Consider the following 19,556-nt stretch of genomic DNA (forward strand, 5'->3'; position numbering starts at 1 on the left):
AAACACAATGGCATTGTTAGAGCTGAATAACGTTCATACCTATTACGGCGGTATCCACGCATTGAAGGGATTGAGCATTACCGTCAACGAGGGCGAGGTAGTCACTTTGATCGGCTCCAACGGGGCGGGAAAATCAACTACCTTGAAGACGATCTGCGGACAGACCCGCGCCAAGGAAGGCAAAGTGATTTTCAATGGCAAAGATATCACCCAGATGCGCACTCACGATATCGCCAGTGCGGGCATCGCTCACGTACCGGAAGGACGCCGTATTTTTCCCAAGCTGACAGTCCGCGAAAATTTGGAGATGGGCGCCTTCGGAGTAGCGGACAAAAGCGTGATTGAGGAAGGCATCGAGCGAGCTTTCGCCTATTTTCCCCGCCTGAAAGAGCGGATTGATCAAAAAGGGGGCACGATGTCCGGCGGCGAGCAGCAAATGCTGGCGATTGCACGCGGCTTGATGATGAAGCCGAAGATTTTGATGCTCGATGAGCCGTCAATGGGACTGGCGCCGATTCTCGTGGAGCAGATTTTTGACATCGTCACTGAGCTGAACAAAGAAGGCATGACGATTTTGTTGGTGGAGCAAAACGCGAACCAGGCCCTTTCGGTGGCACATCGCGGCTATGTGATTCAGACCGGAGAAATCATTTTGAAGGACGATGCGCAGACCTTGCTGGCAAATCCGCAGGTCAGGGAAGCTTATCTCGCATAGCCTCGCGTAGCAAGGAGCCGATGGAGAGACATCTCCGTCGGTTTTTCTTTTTCTTTGCGAACAAAAAGTAATTTTGCAAAATTTCGTATATGATTAGCATAGACCGATTGAACCCGTCTGAACATGTACAGATAGAAAAAAGCGGAACGGGTCAGTTGGCGGGAGAGGAGAAAGAGGAACATGCTGGATATCAGTCCCCATTTGGTTGAGGACGGAGAAGCTTTGTACTTGCAGCTTTATCGATATTTTCGCGAAGAAATTCAAAGAGGCGGACTGCCGTCCGGGACGAAGCTGCCGTCTGTACGCGCTTTGAGCGGATTTTTGCACGTCAGCAAAACGACGGTGGAAAGCGCGTACCATCAGCTTTTGGCAGAAGGATATATCGAGAGTCGGGAGCGCAGCGGGTTTTTTGTCGTGGATGTGGACTGGGATGGACCGATCTTGAAGATGCCCGGCAAGAAGCAATATCCAGATGTTGACGCCGTTCGCAAAGAAAAGGAGCGCGTACAAGGGATAACCGAGGTGCTTCCCGCTCCCGTCCGCTATGATTTCCACCAGGCAAAAGTAGACGCCGAGCATTTTCCGTATGAACGCTGGCGCAAATACACGAATCAGTGCATGCAAAAAGAGAACAAGAGCGTGCTCTACTACGGCGACAGGCAAGGAGAGCCGCTTTTGCGGGAAGAGTTGGCCCGCTATCTGGGGCGAGCGCGCGGCGTGCAGGCTACGCCTGAGCAAATCGTAATCGGTGCGGGAACGCAGATTATGATCAGTTTGCTCGGCTTCATGTTCGGTGCGCAGGGACAGGCTGTCGCTATGGAGGAGCCGGGCTATAACGGCGTTCGATCCGTTTTTTCCCATCTCGGCTTTGAGGTTCGGCCGATTCGGCTGGAGGACGACGGGATCGATGTGGAGGCGCTCAGCAAAAGCGGGGCCAGGTACGTCTATATTACCCCGTCTCACCAGGACCCGTCCGGAATCGTCATGCCGTACGCCAAGCGCTTGAAGCTGCTGCACTGGGCCAATCAGGCAAACGGGTACATCATCGAGGATGACTACGACGGAGAGTTTCGTTATCACGGCCGACCGATTCCTTCCCTCCAGGGGCTGGATACCAACGGGCGGGTGATCTATGTCGGGACTTTTTCCAAGGCGCTTTTGCCATCGATTCGGATTAGCTACATGGTGCTGCCTCACGAGCTGCTCAAGATTTATCACAAGGAGTTGATTGATTTTGACCAGTCTGCTTCGCGCATCCATCAGGAGACGCTGGCCTTGTTCATGAAGCATGGCGACTGGGAGCGGCACATTCGCAAAATGCGGACGATTTATCGCAAAAAGCACGATGCGATGCTTCAACTTTTGCAGGAGCAGCTTGGGGCGCACATTTTGCTCAAAGGCCAGGACGCCGGGCTGTCCGTGACGATTGAGGTAGCGAGTGAACGTACAGCCATAGAGCTTGCGCAAATCGCGGCTGCGGAAGGGATTCGCGTCTACCCGACTTCTCACAAGTGGATGGAGCCAGCGCAAAAAGGACTGCCTGCTTTCCAGTTCGGCTTCGGCGGTTTGAGCCTGGAAGAGATGGGCGAGGGCATTCGCCTGTTGAAAAAGGCGTGGGAGCCGTATTTGCAGAGACATTGAAGCAACAGTTGCATCAGACAGAGGGGAAGCGCAGAAGGGAGAGCACATCAAGGTGTCGCAGTCGTTGTTTGTAAAAGGAATGAAGCAAATCATTCCGGTGGCAGCCGCCGGAATTGTGGATGGAATGGTGTTTGGCATTTTGGCGAGGCAGGCAGGGCTGGGAGTGACGGAAGCGATGCTGTTTTCCTTGCTGGTCAATGCAGGCTCGTCGCAGTTTGCGGCTGTCGGTTTGATTTCCCAGGGGATTGTCGGTTGGCCGATCCTGGTTTCGACGCTGCTCTTGAACGCTCGTCATCTGTTGTACGGACTGGCTCTGGGGCCGAAGTTTCGCGAGACGGCGCCATGGAAGCTGTCGCTGATGGCCGGGACGCTCAACGACGAGACGTATGCGCTCAAGGCGACTTATTTGGCCGCAGGGGAAAAACCGAGCCTTGCTTACTTCGCCGGAGCGAGTGCGGCTGATTACGTGATCTGGAATGCCAGCACGCTGGCGGGAGCCATTTTCGGAACGGTATTTACCCAGACGGAAAGCTGGGGGCTGGATTTTGCTTTTATCGCGACGTTTCTCGGGTTTCTGGCCGTTAATCTGGTTTCATCGTATCATCTCAAAGTGGCTGGTTGTGCCGCGGTTGTCGCCTGTCTTGGCTTTTGGCTCGGAGGAGCGACGGTTGCCGTGATCACCGGGACAGTGACGGCCGTAGTGATGGGGGCGTTGAGCGGTGAACGATAAAATTTTGCTCTATATCGTTTTAATGGCGATCATTACGTATTTGACGCGATTTCCGATGCTGTTGATCAGTTCCAGGTGGCAGATTCCGGCCTGGCTCGGACGGGGTTTGGCGATGGTGCCAGTCGGCGTGTTCACATCCATGACGATTCCGCCCATCTTGTTTCACGCGCCAAAAGGGGCGTGGAGCCCGGAGTATTTGGTGGCGGGCACTGTGGCGCTGGCGGTAGGGCTTTGGAAAAAGCAGATCGTTTGGGCGTTGCTCGCTGGAGTGGTTATCGTGGCGCTGTGGCGGCAAGTGTTCGCGTTTTAGGACATTTCAGGCATGCCGGGCCGAGTGCTGGGCGCATGAGAAAAGACAAAGACCTTCTCCCCAACGGAAAGTGTGATCGTGTGGGGGAAAAGGTCTTTTTGTGTTTGTCATGTTGGTCAACCCAAGCGATAGCCCAAGTGGGCGGACATCTCGCGCACAGTCGCAAGCGTGTCTGCCAAAATCTCTCCCTGTCTCGGCAAGACGCGATCCGACGGGCCAATCACACTCACGGAGGCTGTCACATGGCCAGTTGAATCGAAAATCGGCGCAGCAATTCCCGTGACGCCCGCGTTGCGGCGATTGGAGCTGATCTCGTAGCCGCGTTCGCGGATCGTGCGCAGATTGTCCTTGATGTCCGCCACCGATGTGTAGGAATGAGTAGTGTACGTTTTCAACGGATGCTCCGCCAATATTTCGTCCTGGAAAGACTCCGGCTGAAAAGCGAGCAACACCCGGGCAGCCGATGTCGAGTACAGCGGAAAGCGGCGGAAGGACTCTACGGTAAAGCGGATCGGGTGAAGCGAGTCTTCCTTCGCTACGTATATGGCGTCTTTTGCATCCTGGACGCAGAGGACGGCAAGCTCGTTGACCCGGGAGACGAGTCCGGTCAAATACGGTTTGGAAAAATCGACGATATCGTGGTTGGTGAGCACCTTCGTGCCCAACTCCAGCAAAGTATAACCGAGCGTGTATTGCTTGGTTTTTTCATTTTGGCGAATGAAGCCTTCGGACTCCAGCGTGGATAGCAGCTTGTGTACGGCCCCTTTTGACAGTTGCAGTTTTTTGCTCAGTTCTGTCACGCCAAGCTCTTTGGGAGAATCAAGGAACATTTTCAAGAGTCGGCAGCCGTTTCGTACAGAAGACAATACTTGGTCCATGAAAAACGTCTCCTTTATGTGCATTAGCCCTATTTTACCACAGGTAGGGTTGCGAATTGCGATAATGGTTGTTTTTGTATGACTACCTTGAATAGTCAGTATCTTTATGATAGGATAACACTATCGTTCTCGAATAGCAAACACTGTTCTCTATTCGTGAACAATAAAGGTAAATCGGGGGTTGACGAACTTGAAGAAAAAGGCATTATCTGTTCTGTCCATTTTTGCTTTGACTGGTTCTTTGTTGGCTGGATGTGGCTCCTCCACGCCGCAAACAGCTACACCAGTTCCGACCACGGGCAATTCAGGAGGTACACAAGCACAAGTACAACTGGAAGACACGCTGGTGGTAGCGGGGAACGGAGCTACTGTAGAGAAGCTGATGAAAGACGAGATTTTCAAAAAGTTCAACGAGAAGTATCCGAATGTGAAGCTGACGTATGTATCCGGAGTTTCCACGGAGATTGTAGCGAAAGTCAAAGCACAGAAAAACGCTCCGCAAATTGACTTGACGATCATCGAAGGCGGGGAACAGGAAAAAGGACGCCAGGAAGGCTTGTGGGAAACGATCTCGGGCACTGAGATTCCGAATGTGAAAAACGTGCCGCAAGATTTGAAGGTGACAGATGACAGCGGCGTAGTCGTCAACTTCACGCCGATGGGGATTTCGTACAACAGCGAACTGGTCAAAGAGAAATCGCTGCCTGTGCCGAAATCGTGGAACGATCTGACCAAGCCGGAAGTGAAGGGCAACATTACGATGACAGATGTGGCGAGCAACTTCGGACGCTCCACGATGATCATGCTGGCCTACGCGAATGGCGGATCAGAGAAGAGCATCGAGCCGGGCTTCGAGAAATTGGCAACGCTTGCAGGATACATGCCTACTTTTGCCAAGAGCGCGGCGCAATTGCAGCAAAATCTGCAAAACAAGAGCGCAGCCTACACCACCTGGACGATGGCGCGCAGCCTGACGCAAAAAGAAGCGGGCGTGCCGCTGGAATTTGTTTTCCCTGAAGAGGGAGGAAATATCGTGCCAAACATCGCTACTTTGGTCAAAGGAGCGAAGCACCCGCAAGCAGCAAAAGCATTTGTCGACTTTTTGCTGACAGACGAGGTGCAAACAATGTACGCGACCAAGCTGTACTACAATCCTGCCACGAGCGTGAAGCTGCCGGACGATGTAGCGAAGACACTGGAATTTGACCGTTCAAAAGTCGTGAACTTTGACTACGACATCATCAGCAAGGAAACATCCGCTTGGCTGGATCGCTTTAACAAAGAAATCGCACCTAAAACAGGAAAGTAGGTATGGAAGTGACAAAGGTGATTGACGTCGAACTGCGCGGCATCATGAAAAAATTTCAAAACAATGTCGTGGTTCAGGATTTCAACCTTCAGGTGGAGCAAGGCGAATTTATCTCGTTTTTGGGTCCATCCGGTTGCGGCAAAACGACGACCTTGAACATGATCGCCGGATTTTTGGACCCTGATGGCGGAGACTTGCTGATCAAAGGTCAGCGGATGAACGGAGTGCCGCCGTACAAACGCGAGCTGGGGATGGTTTTCCAGACGTACTCGCTGTTCCCGCATATGACCGTAGCGGAAAACATCGCCTACGGCTTGAAGCTGCGCAAGATAGGCAAGCAAGAGATGCAAGATCGCGTGAAACGCGTGCTTGAGCTGGTCAAGCTGCCGAATGTGGCTGACCGCTATCCAAAGCAGCTGTCTGGCGGTCAGCGCCAGCGCATTGCGATTGCCCGCGCTCTGGTGATTGAGCCTTCGCTTTTGCTGCTGGACGAGCCGTTGAGCAACCTCGATGCGAAGCTGCGCGAGGAACTGCGCGACGAGTTGAAGCGTCTGCATCAGGAGATTGGCGTAACTACCATTTTCGTTACGCACGATCAGGAAGAGGCGCTGGCACTCTCCGACCGTATTGTTGTCCTGAATCACGGCTTTGTGGAGCAGATCGGGACTCCGCTCGAAATCTACAACCAGCCGGCTTCCGAGTTCGTGCATACGTTCATCGGCAAAACAAACCGGATGGAAGGCGAGGTCATCGCGATCGACGGCGACACGCTGACCTTGCGTACGACAGGCGGTTTGCTTGTGCAGGCGACAGGGCAGCAGCGTGCGTTTGCCCTCCAGCAAAAAGTGGTCATTTTCGTCCGGCCAGAGAAGATCAAGCTGTCCGACGCAGCGGATACGGCACAGCCGAATCGGGTAAAAGGCCATCTCCAGCTCGCTTCTTTCCTCGGCTCCTACACGGAGTGCGAGGTGGCGACCGGAGCGCATACACTGTCAGTCAAGGTTCAGATGAGCGACAAATCGGCTGAACAAGAAGCAGGCAAAACGGTTTACTGTCAGTGGAATGCGGAAGACGTGCTGGTCATGCCCGTGGAGAGGGGATGACGGATGAACAAGCGTCTTTCGATCACACTGCTGACGGCACCTGCGATGATTGTTTTGCTCGGGGTGTTTATTTTGCCGATGCTGCTCATGCTTATGCTCAGCTTCCAGGATGAAAACCAGGCTTTCACGCTGCAAAACTACACCTTGTTTGTTCAAGATTCGTTTTATGTGGAAATTCTTTGGCGGACGATTCGCGTCAGTCTGTGGACCGTGCTCGCCACCTTGTTGCTGGGCTTTCCGGTGGCGATGTACATGGCGCAGGCGACAGGAAAAATGCGCGGAATCGTGACGATGCTCATTTTGGCTCCGCATCTCATCAGCGTGGTCATCCGCAACTTCGGTTGGGTAGTCGTGCTGGGAGAGAAGGGCTGGATTAACGAAATGCTGATGAAGCTCGGCTTGATCGAGCAGCCGTTGCGGCTTTTGTACAACGAGCTTGGCGTCGTCATCGGTCTGACCGATTCGTTTATTGCCTACATGGTGCTGGCGATTGCGACCAGCCTGTACGCCATCGATCCGTCCTTGTCCAAGGCAGCTTCGATTTTGGGAGCTTCGCGCATTCGCACGTTCTTTACAGTGACTTTGCCGCTCTGCTTGCCGGGGATCATCGCGGGAACGACTCTGGTTTTCAGCTTGTCGATGAGCGCGTTTGTCACTCCGGCGCTGATGGGCGGAACTTCGGTAAAAGTCATGCCGGTCATTGCGTACGAGCAGATCATGGCGACCTTGAACTGGCCGCTTGGAGCTGCGCTTGCGTTCCTGCTTTTGGGCAGCACGATTTTGCTGGTGACACTGTATACGAAGTTGATCGAAACGAAGCGGTATAAAGAGGTGTTTGCGTCATGAAAAAGATAAATACGTTCGGACTCATCACGTTCTTCGTGCTGCTGCTGGTCAATCTGCCGTTTCTGGTCATCATTCCAAGCTCGTTTACGGCGGCTGGATACTTGGCGTTTCCGCCGGAAGGCTTCTCTTTTCAATGGTACACGATGATTCTGGAGCGGCCGGAGTTTGTCGAATCGCTCTGGACGAGTCTCAAACTGGCGACGGTTACCGCTGTTCTGGCGACCGTGCTCGGCACCTTGGCAGCATTCGCGCTGTCGAAGTACAAATTCCGCGGGAGCGGCGTCATCAACGCGCTGATGCTCTCCCCGCTTACCGTGCCTTCGCTGATCATCGGGATTTCCGCCTTGCTGTTTTTTACACGGATCGGTATTGCAGGAACGTTTACAGGGCTGCTCCTGGCGCACATCCTGATTTCCATCCCGTATGTTGTGCGTCTGGTGCTCACAGGACTTAGCACATTTGACTATACGCTGGAAAAGGCAGGGTACATGCTGGGTGCACACCCGCTGCGCGTTTTTTGGGACATCACGCTGCCTTTGCTGCGCCCAGCCATTGTGTCGGGAATGATTTTCTCGTTCCTGACGTCGTTTGACAATGTGACGGTTTCCTTGTTCTTGGTAGCGCCAGATACGACCACGCTTCCGCTTGCGATCTTCACCTACATGCAGGAAACGCTCGATCCGCTGGTGGCTTCAATCTCCGCGGTCGTCATCCTGCTGAGTCTGGTCTTTATCGTATTGCTGGAAAAAGTATACGGACTAGAGCGCCTGTTCGGACTCAATTCACAATCTCATTAAGGAAGAGGCACTATGTCAATCCAGACTTATTTGCAACACAATTTGAATCACTTTTTGCAACTGCTTGAGGAAGCGGTCAACATGGACTCGCCTTCCCGCGACAAGCAGCTGGGCGACCGGATGGCGGGCTGGTTCGCGCTGCAATTTCAAAGGCTGACAGGCGGCAGGGCGGAACTGATTCCGAATGCGACTTACGGGGATCAGGTGCGCTGCACGTTGGGCGACGGGGAAAAGCAAATTCTCATTATCGGTCACTACGATACCGTGTGGCTGGAAGGAGAAGCAGCGCGCAGGCCGTTTTCCATGCAAGATGGCAAAGCGTACGGGCCGGGTGTCTACGATATGAAAGCAGGCGTGTTGCAGGCGATGTTTGCGCTGCGTGCGCTCGTGAAGCTGGATCGCTTGCCAAAAGACAAAAAAATCGTGCTGCTGCTCAACAGCGACGAAGAAATCGGCAGTCCGACTTCCCGCTGGCTCGTGGAGGAGGAAGCTTCCCGCTCGGTTGCGAGCTTTGTGCTGGAGCCGCCGACAGAGCCTGGCGGAGCGCTGAAAACATGGCGCAAGGGAAGTGCGCACTACACGTTGGCTATCCACGGAAAATCGGCTCACGCTGGCGTCGACCACCAAAAAGGCGTATCGGCGATTGAAGAGCTGGCCCGTCAGGTGCAATTTCTGCACTCGCTGACCGACTATGAAAAAGGCACAACGGTCAATGTAGGGATCGTCAAAGGCGGAATCGGCGCAAATGTCGTCGCAGATTACGCCGAGGCAGAGGTAGATATCCGGGTGGTGTCCATGGACGAGGCGCAACGGATTGAAAAAGTCATGCAGGAACGAGAGCCAATGCTTGCGGGTACGAGCATCCACGTGTCAGGCGGCATTCGCCGTCCGCCGATGGAGCGTACCGAGGAAACGGGAGCGTTGTTTTCGCTGGCCCAATCCATCAGTATCAATGAACTAGGGATGCATCTAGAGGAATCAGGCACCGGCGGCGTCAGCGACGGCAATTTTGCGGCGGCTTGCGGAGTTCCCACGTTGGATGGACTTGGTACAAAAGGTGGATTGGCTCATTCGCCGAAGGAATGGATCGAACTGGGTGAAATATCGACTCGCGCTACACTGCTGGCGCGACTGATCGAAGAAGTATAGATAAAAAAGAAAAAGAGGCACCTGACAGCTGCATTCCTTTTGCAGCCGTACAGGTGCCTTTGTTATGCCTGATTGGTTGGTTAGTGGACGTTTGCCAAATGGCGGCGTCCTGCCGAGAGAGCGACAATGCTGATCAGTACGACGATGGCTCCGACGTAGAACGGCACCTGAGACGAGTACCACTCGGCGAGCTTTCCGGCAAGCCAAGGGGCGATGGCGCCGCCTACAAAGCGGACGAAGCTGTACGCGGACGAAGCAACCGCGCGTTCCACCGGAGCTACGTCCATGACAACCGTAGTCAAAACGGTATTGATGATCCCCAAAATCGCCCCAGCGACTGCGATCGCGACGACCAGCCCGGTCTGCGAGGAGACGGCGAAGCCCATGTAAGCCAAATCAAGGGCGAGCAACAACAGCATGGTGTACAAGGTCGGGACAGAGCCAAAACGATCGGTCAGCTTGGGAGCGACGATCACGGACGTAATGGCGAGCAAAACTCCCCAGAAAAAGAAGACCAATCCCAAGCTGTGCTCATCCATATGCAGCACAAACGGCGAATAGGCGAGCAGGGTAAAAAATCCGAAGTTGTAGAGCAAGGCAGTTACTGCCATGGTGAACAGTCCAGGGTAGCGCAGGGCGCGAAACGGATCGAGCAGCGAAGTGCGTTTTTTCGGCTTCGGTATTTCGTTCAGGAGGACGAAGACAGCGAGAAAAGCGATCGCCATCAACACCGAAACGCCAAAAAACGGACCGCGCCAGCTAATGCCTCCCAGCAAGCCGCCGAGAAGCGGGCCTACCGACATCCCGAGTCCGATGGCTGCCTCATACAAAACAATCGCAGAAGCTGTGCCCCCGCTGGCCACGCTGACGATGACGGCAAGCGCGGTCGAAATAAAGAATGCGTTTCCCAGTCCCCAGCCAGCGCGGAACCAGACGATCCCGTCGATTGAATTTGCCATGCCGCCCAAAAAAGCAAAGATGATAATAGCGAGCAAACCAAACAGCATGGTGCGTTTCGGACCGATGCGGCTGGACAGCCATCCGGTGACGAGCATGGTCACCCCGGTCATCAACATGTAACTCGTAAACAACAAAGACACCTGACTTGGCGTTGCTTGCAGCTTGGCAGCGATCGCAGGCAAAATCGGGTCTACCAGGCCGATCCCCATGAAGGCTACGACACAGGCGAATGCCACGGCGTAGGCCGATTTGGGCTGTTTCAAGATCGTGCGTAAAGAATGTGCGTCAGCAGACATAAATGTGTTACCTCCCTGTTGCTTTTGCTTCCAGCTCATTGCGTTTTGTGACGATCCGCGCAAGCTTCTCATCGTAAGATTCCAGCAGCTCTTGCATTCTGGTCAGTTTCCCGTGCAAAATGTCCCGTTGGTTGCCGAGCGTTTCTTCCAAAGTTCTCAGCGTCTCGATTCGCCTGTGCAGCTCCTCGCCTTCCAGCTCGCGGCCCATGTAGTGCTGGTGGTAAAACTCGCGCTGCTCCTCGTATTTGCGTCCCAGCTCCATCATTTCTTTAATCTCGGACAACGAGGCGCCGAGCAAGTCGCGGATGTCTTTTACGTGGACAATTTGTTCGACGTCCGCTTCCGTGTACATGCGATAGCCGCTCTCCGTCCTGCCGGAAGGAGACACCAGGCCAAGCTCCTCGTAATAGCGCAAGGCTCGCTTGGTCAAATTCGTTTTTTTCGCAACCTCTTCAATTCGGTACATCAGTCCATCCCTTTCCGAAACAAGATGATTTTCACGAGTCGTTTCGTCACAACTATAACCTTAACGTAAACGTTATGGTTTTGCAATGTGCAAGTGTGCTCTTATTGTTTGGCGATAGAGGGAAAAACATGAAATCGAGCGGCAAATGCGCGATAATGAAAGAGTCTTGCACAAGCCATTTCAATTATGGAAAGCGAGGTCGACCACCATGAAATATTACCGTTTGGGAAAAAGCGGGCTGAACGTTTCAGCCCTGGGACTGGGAACCAATTCATTTGGAGGGCGTGCTGATGAACGAACATCCGTAGAAATCATTCATACCGCCATCGAGAACGGGATTACGTTCATCGATACGGCGAATATTTACACGCAAACCGAATCGGAGCGCATTATCGGACTGGCGCTGGAAGGGAAGCGGCACGAGGTTGTTTTGGCGACCAAGGCTGGTCTGGTAAAAGGCGAAGGGCCGAATCAGCGCGGCTCGTCGCGTTATCATCTGATGCGGGAGCTGGAAGACAGCTTGAAGCGGCTGCGCACCGATTACGTCGACTTGTACCAGATTCACACGTTTGATCCCGAGACGCCGTTGGAAGAGACGCTGCGGGCGCTCGACGACATGGTTCGCTCCGGAAAAGTGCGCTACATCGGGGCATCGAACTACGCGGCGTGGGAGCTGATGAAAGCGATCGGGATCAGCGAGAAAGCAGGCTTGAACCGCTACGTATCGACGCAAGTCAGCTACTCGCTCGCGGATCGTACGCCGGAGCGGGAGCTGGTGCCGATGTGTCTGGATCAAGGAGTCGGCATCATCCCGTACTTCCCGCTTGCCGGGGGCATTTTGACCGGAAAATATACAAGCGTGGACAAGGCGCCTGCCGGTTCACGCGCTGACAAAGAGCCGCGCTTCGTCCAAAAGCTCAGTGAACAAAACCTGGAGTTCGGGCAGCAGGTAGGCAAGGCTGCGGCTGAGCTGGGCGTATCATCCAGCGTCCTGTCGCTTGCCTGGCTGATGCACAAGCCTGCTGTCTCGACGGTCATTGTGGGCGCGACTCGCGTGGAACAGCTCACGGACAACTTGCAAAGCGCAACGCTTGCGCTGGACGAGGCAACGATGCAAAAGCTCGACCAGCTAAGCGAGCCGTACCGTCATGGGGAGCCGTTTGCGGTGTATCGGTTGGGGTGAAAAATAAGAAAACGACGCGAACTGATCTTCGCGTCGTTTTTCTGCTTTGACTGCAATGCTGTTACTCAGCCGCCATTGTGCTTTCTTTCAAAATGACGTCATGCGCTCCGCCTTCGACCAGGCTGGTAGCGGAAATGAGCGTGATGCGCGCTTTTTGTTGCAGCTCAGGGATGGAGAGGGAGCCGCAGTTGCACATGGTCGACTTGATTTTGCTCAGGGTGCGGTCCATGTTTTCACGCAGGCTTCCCGCGTAAGGAACGTACGAATCTACGCCTTCCTCGAACACGAGCGCGCTTTTGCCGCCCGTGTCATAACGCTGCCAGTTGCGTGCGCGGTTGGAGCCTTCTCCCCAATACTCTTTTACGAAGTTGTTGCCGATTTTCACTTTTTTGGTCGGGCTTTCGTCGAAGCGGGCGAAGTAACGGCCCAGCATGACAAAGTCTGCGCCCATTGCCAGAGCAAGTGTCATATGGTAGTCGTGCACGATGCCGCCGTCCGAGCAGATCGGTACGTAAATGCCTGTTTCCTTGAAGTATTCATCGCGGGCTGCCGCTACTTCGATTACAGCAGAAGCCTGGCCGCGCCCGATTCCTTTTTGCTCGCGCGTGATGCAGATGGAGCCGCCGCCAATCCCTACTTTGACGAAGTCTGCGCCTGCTTCGACGAGGTAGCGGAAGCCTTCCTTGTCGACAACGTTTCCGGCGCCGATTGGCACGTTGAAGTTTTCTTTTACAAATTGCACAGTATCGCGCTGCCATTCGCTGAAGCCGTCCGAAGAGTCGATGACGAGAATGTCAACGCCCGCTTCTACCAGCGCAGGAACGCGCTCCTGATAGTCTTTGGTGTTGATACCCGCGCCTACGATATAGCTTTTGTTGGCATCGAGCAGCGACAGCGGGTTGTTTTTGCGGGAATCGTAGTCTTTGCGGAATACGAGGAAGTCCAGGTTTTGGTTTTCATCCACGATTGGGAGGCAGTTGAGCTTGTGCTCCCAGATCAGGTCGTTTGCTTCCGACAGCGTGATTCCGGATTTGCCGTAGATCAGGGAGGAGAACGGCGTCATGATATCGCGCACAAGCTTGTCCTGCGAGTCGCGGCTGACACGGTAGTCGCGTCCGGTGACGATTCCGAGCAGCTTGCCTTTGGCGGAGCCATCTTCGGTAACCGCAACGGTGGAGTGGCCTGTCTGTTCTTTCAGCGCCAAAATATCTTTTAATGTATGTTCTGGCGTCAGATTAGAGCGGCTGACAACGAAGCCTGCCTTGTGGTTTTTCGCTTTGCGAACCATGGTCGCTTGGCTTTCGATCGATTGGGAGCCAAAAATAAAGGAAATACCGCCACATCTAGCCAATGCGACCGCCATATGATGGTCGGAAACTGCTTGCATGACTGCGGATGAGAACGGTATGTTGAGTGTAATAGCTGGCTTTTCACCTTTTTTAAACTTGGTAATCGGAGTGGATAAGTCCACATTGTTTGGTGTGCATTCTTTCGTGGTGAGATTCGGAAGCAGCAAAAACTCGTTAAACGTCCGAGATGGTTCTGTGTAATAAAAAGCCACAATTCTCTCCTCCTGTATGATCTTTATAAGAGAAATTTTTATCATGGTAACCGCCAGGCGTTAGAACGTCAATAGGGAATCGAAAGAAGGGGTGTTTTCGCAGTGATTTTGCCGCTGAAATATGAACAAATAAGTTCGCTTACGCCAATTACATTGGAACAATCGTATATTTTTTATGGAAATGTGCATCTTCGCCCGGAGCGCAGCGTGTTTGCAGCGGACGTGGAGGATGGTGAGGTGCGGGCAGTTGGCGCTTACTTGCAGGGGATGCCCTTCCATGCTTTTTCCTTGCAGCTTTTGGCCGCAGAGGGGGAGTACGATGCGACTGACATGCTGAACTATTTTCGCCAGCAGCCGTCTGTCGATATGCCGGAAGGACAGACGGGCGTGTTTGGCTTGCCGCAAGCGGCTTTTGAGCGGGTGAAAATTCCCGGCATCCGGGCGCAAAGGACGTTGCAGCTAATGAAGCTGGTCGCGCCTGACAGGCTGCTTGCGCCGGGAAGTTCCCGTTTGCTTGCTCCTTCAGAGGGGCAGCTTGCTGTCGCGCTGGCCGGGCAGGTTGGCATGATCAGCTTTCGTGCCGAGGAAGTGGAAGAAATGCCGCATATCGCGCTTTTTTCCGAACAGGACGAGCCAATGGCTTTGGCTGGCTTTCACGTCTACGACGATGCTTTTGTGGAGATCGGGAACATCGGCACCAGCGAAAAGCATCGGAAAAAAGGCTTGGGGACACAGATCGCCTCAGACATTAGCCGAATGGGGCTGGAAAAGTCGCCAAACGTCTACTTGATGGTGTTTGCGGATAATCCCGCTGCGATTCGCGTCTATGAAAAGCTGGGCTATGAGACGGTGTCCCGCTACGCCTTTATTGAATTTGAATTTGCCTGGTAAACGAAGTGAAAAGGAGCGGCTCGACCGCGATCGTGAGGATCGGGCAAGCCGCTCTTGTTGACGTGGAAGTAGTCAGCCTTTGAACGAAACGGGAACAGTCATGGTGAAGCAAGGACCGCCTGCATCATTGCGAGCGATAATCGTCCCTTTGTGCGCTTCAAAAACGGCGCGGGCGATAGCCAGTCCGAGGCCGTGCTTGCCGGATTTGCCTTTGCGGAAGCGCTGGAACAGATGAGGGAGCAGCGATTCTTCGATGGGTGGACCATCATTGGAAATGCTGATCACTACGTTTTGCCCTAGCTGGCGTCCGGTAATGGTCAGACGGTTTTTCGCGTAGCGGAGCTGGTTTTCCATGATGTTGACGAACGCCGTGCTCAATTGCTCGCCGTCGCCTTCCACAATCAAATCAGACGGTACATTGACTTCCCATTCGACTTGCGGATTCAGGACGGCAAGCCGTTGCCGCAGCAGGTGCATCATTTCCGACAGATCGACTTGTCCCACCTGCATCATTTGCGCCACAGATTCAATCTTGGTCAAATAGAGCAGCTGTCCGACGACCTTTTCCAGCCGCTTGCTCTCTTCCATGATGATCGCCAGCCCTTTTTCCGCTTGCGGCCCCTGAAAGACCCCTTCAATCAAGCCCTGGGTGTAGCCCTGGATCGCCATGATCGGCGTTTTCAGCTCATGGGAGATGTTTTGCACAAAATGACGCTGCGATTCGTCGTATTCCTTCAATTGATTTTTCATCGTGTCAAAAGAGCGGGCCAACTGGCCGATCTCGTCTCCGCGGTCCATCACGAGCGGAATGTCAAACTGGCGGCGGGCAATCTTGTTGCACAGCTCGTCCAGGCTGCGCAGCGGTTTGCTCAAGTAGCCGCTGAACCAGACGGCGAGCAGCCAGCTAACGAGCAGAAGCAGGCTGAACACGAGCAAAAACTGGCGGGTGAGAATCGCATTGATCTGATTCAGCTCCTGTTCCTTGGAGAACAGCACCATGTAGTAAGGAAAGCCGTGGTAGTCCATGCGCTTGCTGACGAACAGGTAGTTTTCGTCGCCGCGACTCAACGTGCCGTGCTGCAACTGGTCGTTCGGATGCGCGGCTGCCTTGATAAACAACTCGCGCGCTTCCTCATACGGAATCCGCCCACTGCTGCTGCGGCTGCCCAGCTCCCGCCCGTTTTCTGCGTAGACGATCATGTCAAACGAGTATTCGTAGCGGGAGAGGAGCAGTTGCAAAAAGTAAGGGGCTGCAGCCGGAACAGGCAGCAGTTCGTTGTCTTCATTGAAGGAAATATGCTTGGACAGCGTGTTGAACTCGTCCTCCAGCAAGGCGTACGTATTGGAAACGAGGTATTGCTTGACCGCCAAAGGATAGCCGATCCCGAGACCGACGCCCAGCACGCTTGTCAGCAGCATGAACAAAATGAGAATCTGCCGGGAGAGCGGCAAGTTTTTCAGGCGAAATTTGCTCATATGCGCGTCATCCGGTAACCGAAGCCATAGACGGTTTCCAGCGGGAATTTCGCCATCTTTTTGCGTATGCGCTTCACGAGATCATCTACAGCGCGGTCGGAGCCGATGTAGTCCTCGCCCCAGATGGAGGTCAGGATTTGCTCGCGGTTCAGAGCCAGCCCCTGATTGTGCAAAAGGTAGATGATCAGCTCAAATTCTTTGGTCGTCAGATCGATCAATTCGTCTCCTTCTTTTACTTGCCGGCCTTTTTCTGAGATCATATAAGGGCCAACCGTTACCCAATCCTGGAAAGTTTGCGCGGAAGCTGCGGCAGCACCAGGCTTTTCATACGTACGCTGCAAAAGCTTTTTCGCGCGGATGACCAGCTCGCGGGGCAAAAACGGCTTGGCGAGATAATCGTCGCTGCCCAGCTCCAGTCCAATGATTTTATCGACATCCTGGTCGCGGGCGGAAATGAAAATGATCGGTACATTCGATTTTTCCCGAATGAGTCGCAGCAGCTCGTAGCCGTCGATATCTGGCATCATGATGTCCAAAATCCATAGATGCGGCTGTGTTTCTTCATCTAGCAACGGCAGCACTTCGGCACCGCTGGAAAACGCCTTGACCTGCAATCCGGCGCTTTGCAAGTACGATTGCAGCAAATCCAGGAGGTTGGTTTCATCGTCCACCAGATAGACAAGGTAGGGGGTATTCATGGTTTCGCCCTCGCTTTGCATCTGTTTTCCATTATTGTAGCATAGCCAAAAACGCGATGTGTGGCATGTCCGTATGAGAATCGTGGAAAACGTGTGGAAGCAGGAATCCCCTCCGCTCTCACGAAAAAGAAGTAGGGAAAAAAAGGCATCAACAGATGGAAAGGAGCGATTTTGTGAAACGACATACGAAGACGTCACTCATGCTACTATCCCTGCTGCTATTCGTTACGGCGTGCAGCCCGCAGCCGGTTGACACACAGCCGACACCGGCTCCAGAACAGCCGACCGCTCCTATCGTGCAAAATCCACCGGAGACGAATCAACCGATCCAGTACCCGTATAAAGCGCCGTTGACGGGACTTGGCAGCCAGGAACGACTGGACAGCAAGCGCCCGGTCATGGTCATGGTGAACAACGCGCCGCCAGCCCGGCCACAGACGGGACTGAACAAGGCGGACATTATTTACGAAGTGCTGGCAGAAGGCGAGATGACGCGTTTTCTGACGGTATACCAGAGTCAAAAGCCGGAGGTCGTCGGGCCAGTGCGCAGCATTCGCCCTTATTTCATTCAATTGGGCATCGGCTTCGACGCTGTGCTTGTCCATGCTGGCGGCAGTCAGGAGGCGCTGGAGACATTGGCGCGGTCCGACTACAGCCATCTGGATGAAATCCCGAACGGGCGCTATTTCTGGCGGGAGAGCTTCCGCAAAATGCCGCATAACCTTTACACCAAGCCAGAGCTGATCGAGCAGGCTATGGCAGACAAAAAAATGCGGACAACCGCAGAAGTGCCGCATTTCACTTTCTTGGCGGATGACGCCGAGATCAAGGAAGGCGAGCCTGCGACGCAAATTGATCTGACTTTTCACGCGCTGAACAAGGCTGCTTTTACATACGATGCCGAGCAGAAGAAGTACATGCGGTTCACAGCTGGCAAACCGCACGTCGATTTGAGCGACAACAAGCAGCTTTCCACGACCAATTTGCTGGTCATTTCGACCAAGCATCGTGTATTGGACAGCGAAGGTCGCCGACAGGTCGATGTGATCGGCCCTGGAGACGGTTATTTGTTCCAGCAGGGCAAGGCGCGCAAAATCAAGTGGAAGCGCAGCAACGGCGTGATTCGCGCCTACGAGGATGCGGCTTTGACGGAAGAAGCGCCGCTTTTGCCAGGAAATACATGGGTGGAAATTCTTCCGAATACCCCGGGTCTGTCGCAATCCTTGAAGTTCCACTAGGGATTGGGGCTTGCGGATGAAGGCGGTTTCTTCTAAGATTAATTGTAGGGCTTTAGTGCTTAAAAATTGTACAGTGAGAAACCGTTCGGAAGACGGATACCATAACGGGGTGACGAAAATGCAACTGGAAAAACTGAAGGGGAAAGGGATCGAGCAGCTGTTTGAAGCGGTTCTGTCTCTGGAAACCATGGAAGAATGCTATCAATTTTTTGACGATCTGTGCACCGTAAACGAAATGCAGTCGCTCGCGCAGCGCCTGGAAGTGGCGCGCATGCTCAGAAAAGGCTTTACCTACAATCAGATTGAAGCTGAGACAGGGGCCAGCACAGCAACTATTTCCCGTGTGAAGCGTTGCCTGAACTACGGCAACGACGGATACGAGATGGCGCTGGAGCGCATCGGAAAATAACTAGGAGGCAGGCAACGTTGATTGACTATCGCAGTTGGCGCCATACGTTTAAACTGGACCCGGATAAAACAATCGATGACGATTCGCTAGAGTTGATCTGCGAGTCAGGCACGGATGCGATTATCGTTGGAGGCACGTATGGGGTGACTTTTGACAATACGCTTGAGCTGATGTCCCGCATTCGCCGCTACGCAGTACCGGCCGTGCTGGAAATTTCGTCGCTCGACGCGGTTGTTCCCGGATTCGATTCCTATCTGATCCCGCTCGTGCTGAATGCAGGCGATCCAAACTGGATGTTCGCCCCGCACGTTTCGGGACTCAAAACGTACGGAGCCTACATTCATTGGGATGAGATTATTACGGAAGGCTACCTGATCGCCAATCCGCAAGCCGGCGTCGCCGAGCTGACTTCTGCCCTGCCGATCACAGACGCAGCAGAAGCCAAAGCGTATGCGCAAGTCGCGACCAAAATCTGCCGCTTGCCCATCGTCTATCTGGAGTACAGCGGTACATACGGCGATCCTTCCATCGTCAAAGCTTGCAAGGCAGGGGCCGACGAAGCGCACGTCTTCTACGGCGGCGGCATCCGCACCCCGCAGCAAGCCGCTGAAATGGCGGCAATCGCCGATACAGTCGTCGTTGGCAACGTAATTTACGATGACTTGCAGGCTGCTTTGGCTACGGTTGGGGCTGTAAAAGCGTAAATAGAGCGACCACCCCAACTGTTTAGATGGGGTGAATTGTAAATGAATGAAGGAAACCACTACTTGGTAAAAAGCGGGGATCTCCCTGACTTAGCCTGGTAGTGGTTTTTTATTTTTGTACGCAAAACAAAGGAGGTGCTTTTTACTATTATTTCATGTTTTTGTTTTTCAATAGACGGATTGTCAAGCCAAGTGC

Annotated in this window: 20 protein-coding genes; 14 read left to right on the forward strand and 6 right to left on the reverse strand. The window is 53.6% G+C overall.

Annotated elements, in window-relative coordinates; all coding sequences use genetic code 11:
* Positions 1-7 precede the first annotated feature (7 nt).
* From DEP07_RS26905 to DEP07_RS26920, 4 genes are all read left to right on the forward strand, one after another.
* Positions 8-715, forward strand: coding sequence for an ABC transporter ATP-binding protein (locus tag DEP07_RS26905; RefSeq protein ID WP_063229556.1), 708 nt, complete (start codon positions 8-10; stop codon positions 713-715).
* Between the two features lie 180 nt (positions 716-895).
* On the forward strand, positions 896-2,356 hold the full coding sequence (gene pdxR / locus DEP07_RS26910) for a MocR-like pyridoxine biosynthesis transcription factor PdxR (RefSeq protein WP_217022594.1): 1,461 nt from the start codon (positions 896-898) through the stop codon (positions 2,354-2,356).
* Positions 2,357-2,408: 52 nt separating this feature from the next.
* Entirely contained in the window at positions 2,409-3,086 is a 678-nt protein-coding gene (locus DEP07_RS26915) for an AzlC family ABC transporter permease (RefSeq protein ID WP_280648992.1), read from the forward strand.
* Entirely contained in the window at positions 3,076-3,396 is a 321-nt protein-coding gene (locus tag DEP07_RS26920; protein WP_229049812.1) for an AzlD domain-containing protein, read from the forward strand. Before DEP07_RS26915 ends, DEP07_RS26920 begins: the two co-directional genes overlap by 11 nt.
* Before the next feature lie 116 nt (positions 3,397-3,512).
* On the opposite strand, the gene DEP07_RS26925 is transcribed toward DEP07_RS26920, so the two are convergent.
* A complete protein-coding gene (locus DEP07_RS26925) occupies positions 3,513-4,274 on the reverse strand; it encodes an IclR family transcriptional regulator (RefSeq protein ID WP_173597842.1) in 762 nt (253 codons plus the stop codon).
* 190 nt (positions 4,275-4,464) lie between these two features.
* On the opposite strand from DEP07_RS26925, the gene DEP07_RS26930 reads away from it, so the two are divergent.
* The 5 genes from DEP07_RS26930 to DEP07_RS26950 are packed head-to-tail and all read left to right on the forward strand — an operon-like array spanning position 4,465 to position 9,478.
* Positions 4,465-5,583 (forward strand): ABC transporter substrate-binding protein, encoded by a 1,119-nt coding sequence (locus tag DEP07_RS26930; protein ID WP_173597843.1) that lies wholly within the window; start codon positions 4,465-4,467, stop codon positions 5,581-5,583.
* A gap of 8 nt (positions 5,584-5,591) precedes the next feature.
* Entirely contained in the window at positions 5,592-6,686 is a 1,095-nt protein-coding gene (locus DEP07_RS26935) for an ABC transporter ATP-binding protein (RefSeq protein WP_122965623.1), read from the forward strand.
* 3 nt (positions 6,687-6,689) lie between these two features.
* Positions 6,690-7,532 (forward strand): ABC transporter permease, encoded by an 843-nt coding sequence (locus DEP07_RS26940; protein ID WP_122965552.1) that lies wholly within the window; start codon positions 6,690-6,692, stop codon positions 7,530-7,532.
* Positions 7,529-8,329, forward strand: a complete 801-nt coding sequence (locus DEP07_RS26945) for an ABC transporter permease (protein WP_242772809.1) — start codon at positions 7,529-7,531, stop codon at positions 8,327-8,329. The genes DEP07_RS26940 and DEP07_RS26945 overlap by 4 nt, the downstream gene beginning before the upstream one ends.
* A 12-nt stretch (positions 8,330-8,341) precedes the next feature.
* Entirely contained in the window at positions 8,342-9,478 is a 1,137-nt protein-coding gene (locus tag DEP07_RS26950; protein WP_173599461.1) for a M20 family metallopeptidase, read from the forward strand.
* Positions 9,479-9,558: 80 nt separating this feature from the next.
* Here the strand turns inward: DEP07_RS26950 and DEP07_RS26955 are convergent, their stop codons facing one another.
* Together DEP07_RS26955 and DEP07_RS26960 are read right to left on the reverse strand one after the other, a co-directional pair.
* Complete coding sequence (locus DEP07_RS26955) at positions 9,559-10,734, reverse strand: MFS transporter (protein ID WP_173597845.1); 1,176 nt, start codon at positions 10,732-10,734, stop codon at positions 9,559-9,561.
* Positions 10,735-10,741: 7 nt separating this feature from the next.
* Positions 10,742-11,200 carry a MerR family transcriptional regulator gene (locus tag DEP07_RS26960; RefSeq protein ID WP_173597846.1) on the reverse strand — a complete coding sequence of 153 codons (459 nt, stop codon included), beginning with the start codon at positions 11,198-11,200 and terminating at the stop codon, positions 10,742-10,744.
* 208 nt (positions 11,201-11,408) lie between these two features.
* Here DEP07_RS26960 and DEP07_RS26965 point away from each other — a divergent pair, with 208 nt between their 5' ends.
* Positions 11,409-12,383 carry an aldo/keto reductase gene (locus tag DEP07_RS26965; protein ID WP_173597847.1) on the forward strand — a complete coding sequence of 325 codons (975 nt, stop codon included), beginning with the start codon at positions 11,409-11,411 and terminating at the stop codon, positions 12,381-12,383.
* A 61-nt stretch (positions 12,384-12,444) separates the two neighbouring features.
* On the opposite strand, the gene DEP07_RS26970 is transcribed toward DEP07_RS26965, so the two are convergent.
* Positions 12,445-13,944 carry an IMP dehydrogenase gene (locus DEP07_RS26970; RefSeq protein ID WP_063229548.1) on the reverse strand — a complete coding sequence of 500 codons (1,500 nt, stop codon included), beginning with the start codon at positions 13,942-13,944 and terminating at the stop codon, positions 12,445-12,447.
* Positions 13,945-14,046: 102 nt separating this feature from the next.
* Between DEP07_RS26970 and DEP07_RS26975 the strand changes: the two genes are divergently transcribed.
* Positions 14,047-14,835, forward strand: a complete 789-nt coding sequence (locus tag DEP07_RS26975) for a GNAT family N-acetyltransferase (protein ID WP_173597848.1) — start codon at positions 14,047-14,049, stop codon at positions 14,833-14,835.
* A 72-nt stretch (positions 14,836-14,907) separates the two neighbouring features.
* Here DEP07_RS26975 and DEP07_RS26980 read toward each other — a convergent pair whose 3' ends face one another.
* Both DEP07_RS26980 and DEP07_RS26985 read right to left on the reverse strand, forming a co-directional pair.
* Positions 14,908-16,311, reverse strand: coding sequence for a sensor histidine kinase (locus DEP07_RS26980; protein ID WP_122965545.1), 1,404 nt, complete (start codon positions 16,309-16,311; stop codon positions 14,908-14,910).
* A complete protein-coding gene (locus tag DEP07_RS26985) occupies positions 16,308-17,009 on the reverse strand; it encodes a response regulator transcription factor (RefSeq protein ID WP_122965622.1) in 702 nt (233 codons plus the stop codon). Before DEP07_RS26985 ends, DEP07_RS26980 begins: the two co-directional genes overlap by 4 nt.
* Before the next feature lie 173 nt (positions 17,010-17,182).
* Between DEP07_RS26985 and DEP07_RS26990 the strand changes: the two genes are divergently transcribed.
* From DEP07_RS26990 to DEP07_RS27000, 3 genes are all read left to right on the forward strand, one after another.
* Positions 17,183-18,247: a DUF3048 domain-containing protein gene (locus DEP07_RS26990; protein WP_122965544.1), complete on the forward strand. Its 1,065-nt coding sequence runs from the start codon at positions 17,183-17,185 to the stop codon at positions 18,245-18,247.
* A 118-nt stretch (positions 18,248-18,365) separates the two neighbouring features.
* On the forward strand, positions 18,366-18,656 hold the full coding sequence (locus tag DEP07_RS26995) for a YerC/YecD family TrpR-related protein (protein ID WP_063229546.1): 291 nt from the start codon (positions 18,366-18,368) through the stop codon (positions 18,654-18,656).
* Between the two features lie 17 nt (positions 18,657-18,673).
* Positions 18,674-19,360 carry a heptaprenylglyceryl phosphate synthase gene (locus DEP07_RS27000; protein ID WP_287103257.1) on the forward strand — a complete coding sequence of 229 codons (687 nt, stop codon included), beginning with the start codon at positions 18,674-18,676 and terminating at the stop codon, positions 19,358-19,360.
* Positions 19,361-19,556: the final 196 nt, after the last annotated feature.

Origin of the sequence: Brevibacillus sp., from assembly GCF_003521185.1 — a bacterium.
GTDB classification, from domain to species: domain Bacteria; phylum Bacillota; class Bacilli; order Brevibacillales; family Brevibacillaceae; genus Brevibacillus; species Brevibacillus parabrevis.

Bases quoted from the DNA above. Each gene is read 5' to 3' on its own strand.
- DEP07_RS26905 (WP_063229556.1), top strand. From the start codon at position 8: ATGGCATTGTTAGAGCTGAATAACGTTCATACCTATTACGGCGGTATC.
- pdxR (WP_217022594.1), top strand. From the start codon at position 896: ATGCTGGATATCAGTCCCCATTTGGTTGAGGACGGAGAAGCTTTGTAC.
- DEP07_RS26925 (WP_173597842.1), bottom strand. From the start codon at position 4,274: ATGGACCAAGTATTGTCTTCTGTACGAAACGGCTGCCGACTCTTGAAA.
- DEP07_RS26940 (WP_122965552.1), top strand. From the start codon at position 6,690: ATGAACAAGCGTCTTTCGATCACACTGCTGACGGCACCTGCGATGATT.
- DEP07_RS26945 (WP_242772809.1), top strand. From the start codon at position 7,529: ATGAAAAAGATAAATACGTTCGGACTCATCACGTTCTTCGTGCTGCTG.
- DEP07_RS26950 (WP_173599461.1), top strand. From the start codon at position 8,342: ATGTCAATCCAGACTTATTTGCAACACAATTTGAATCACTTTTTGCAA.
- DEP07_RS26955 (WP_173597845.1), bottom strand. From the start codon at position 10,734: ATGTCTGCTGACGCACATTCTTTACGCACGATCTTGAAACAGCCCAAA.
- DEP07_RS26960 (WP_173597846.1), bottom strand. From the start codon at position 11,200: ATGTACCGAATTGAAGAGGTTGCGAAAAAAACGAATTTGACCAAGCGA.
- DEP07_RS26965 (WP_173597847.1), top strand. From the start codon at position 11,409: ATGAAATATTACCGTTTGGGAAAAAGCGGGCTGAACGTTTCAGCCCTG.
- DEP07_RS26980 (WP_122965545.1), bottom strand. From the start codon at position 16,311: ATGAGCAAATTTCGCCTGAAAAACTTGCCGCTCTCCCGGCAGATTCTC.
- DEP07_RS26985 (WP_122965622.1), bottom strand. From the start codon at position 17,009: ATGAATACCCCCTACCTTGTCTATCTGGTGGACGATGAAACCAACCTC.
- DEP07_RS26995 (WP_063229546.1), top strand. From the start codon at position 18,366: ATGCAACTGGAAAAACTGAAGGGGAAAGGGATCGAGCAGCTGTTTGAA.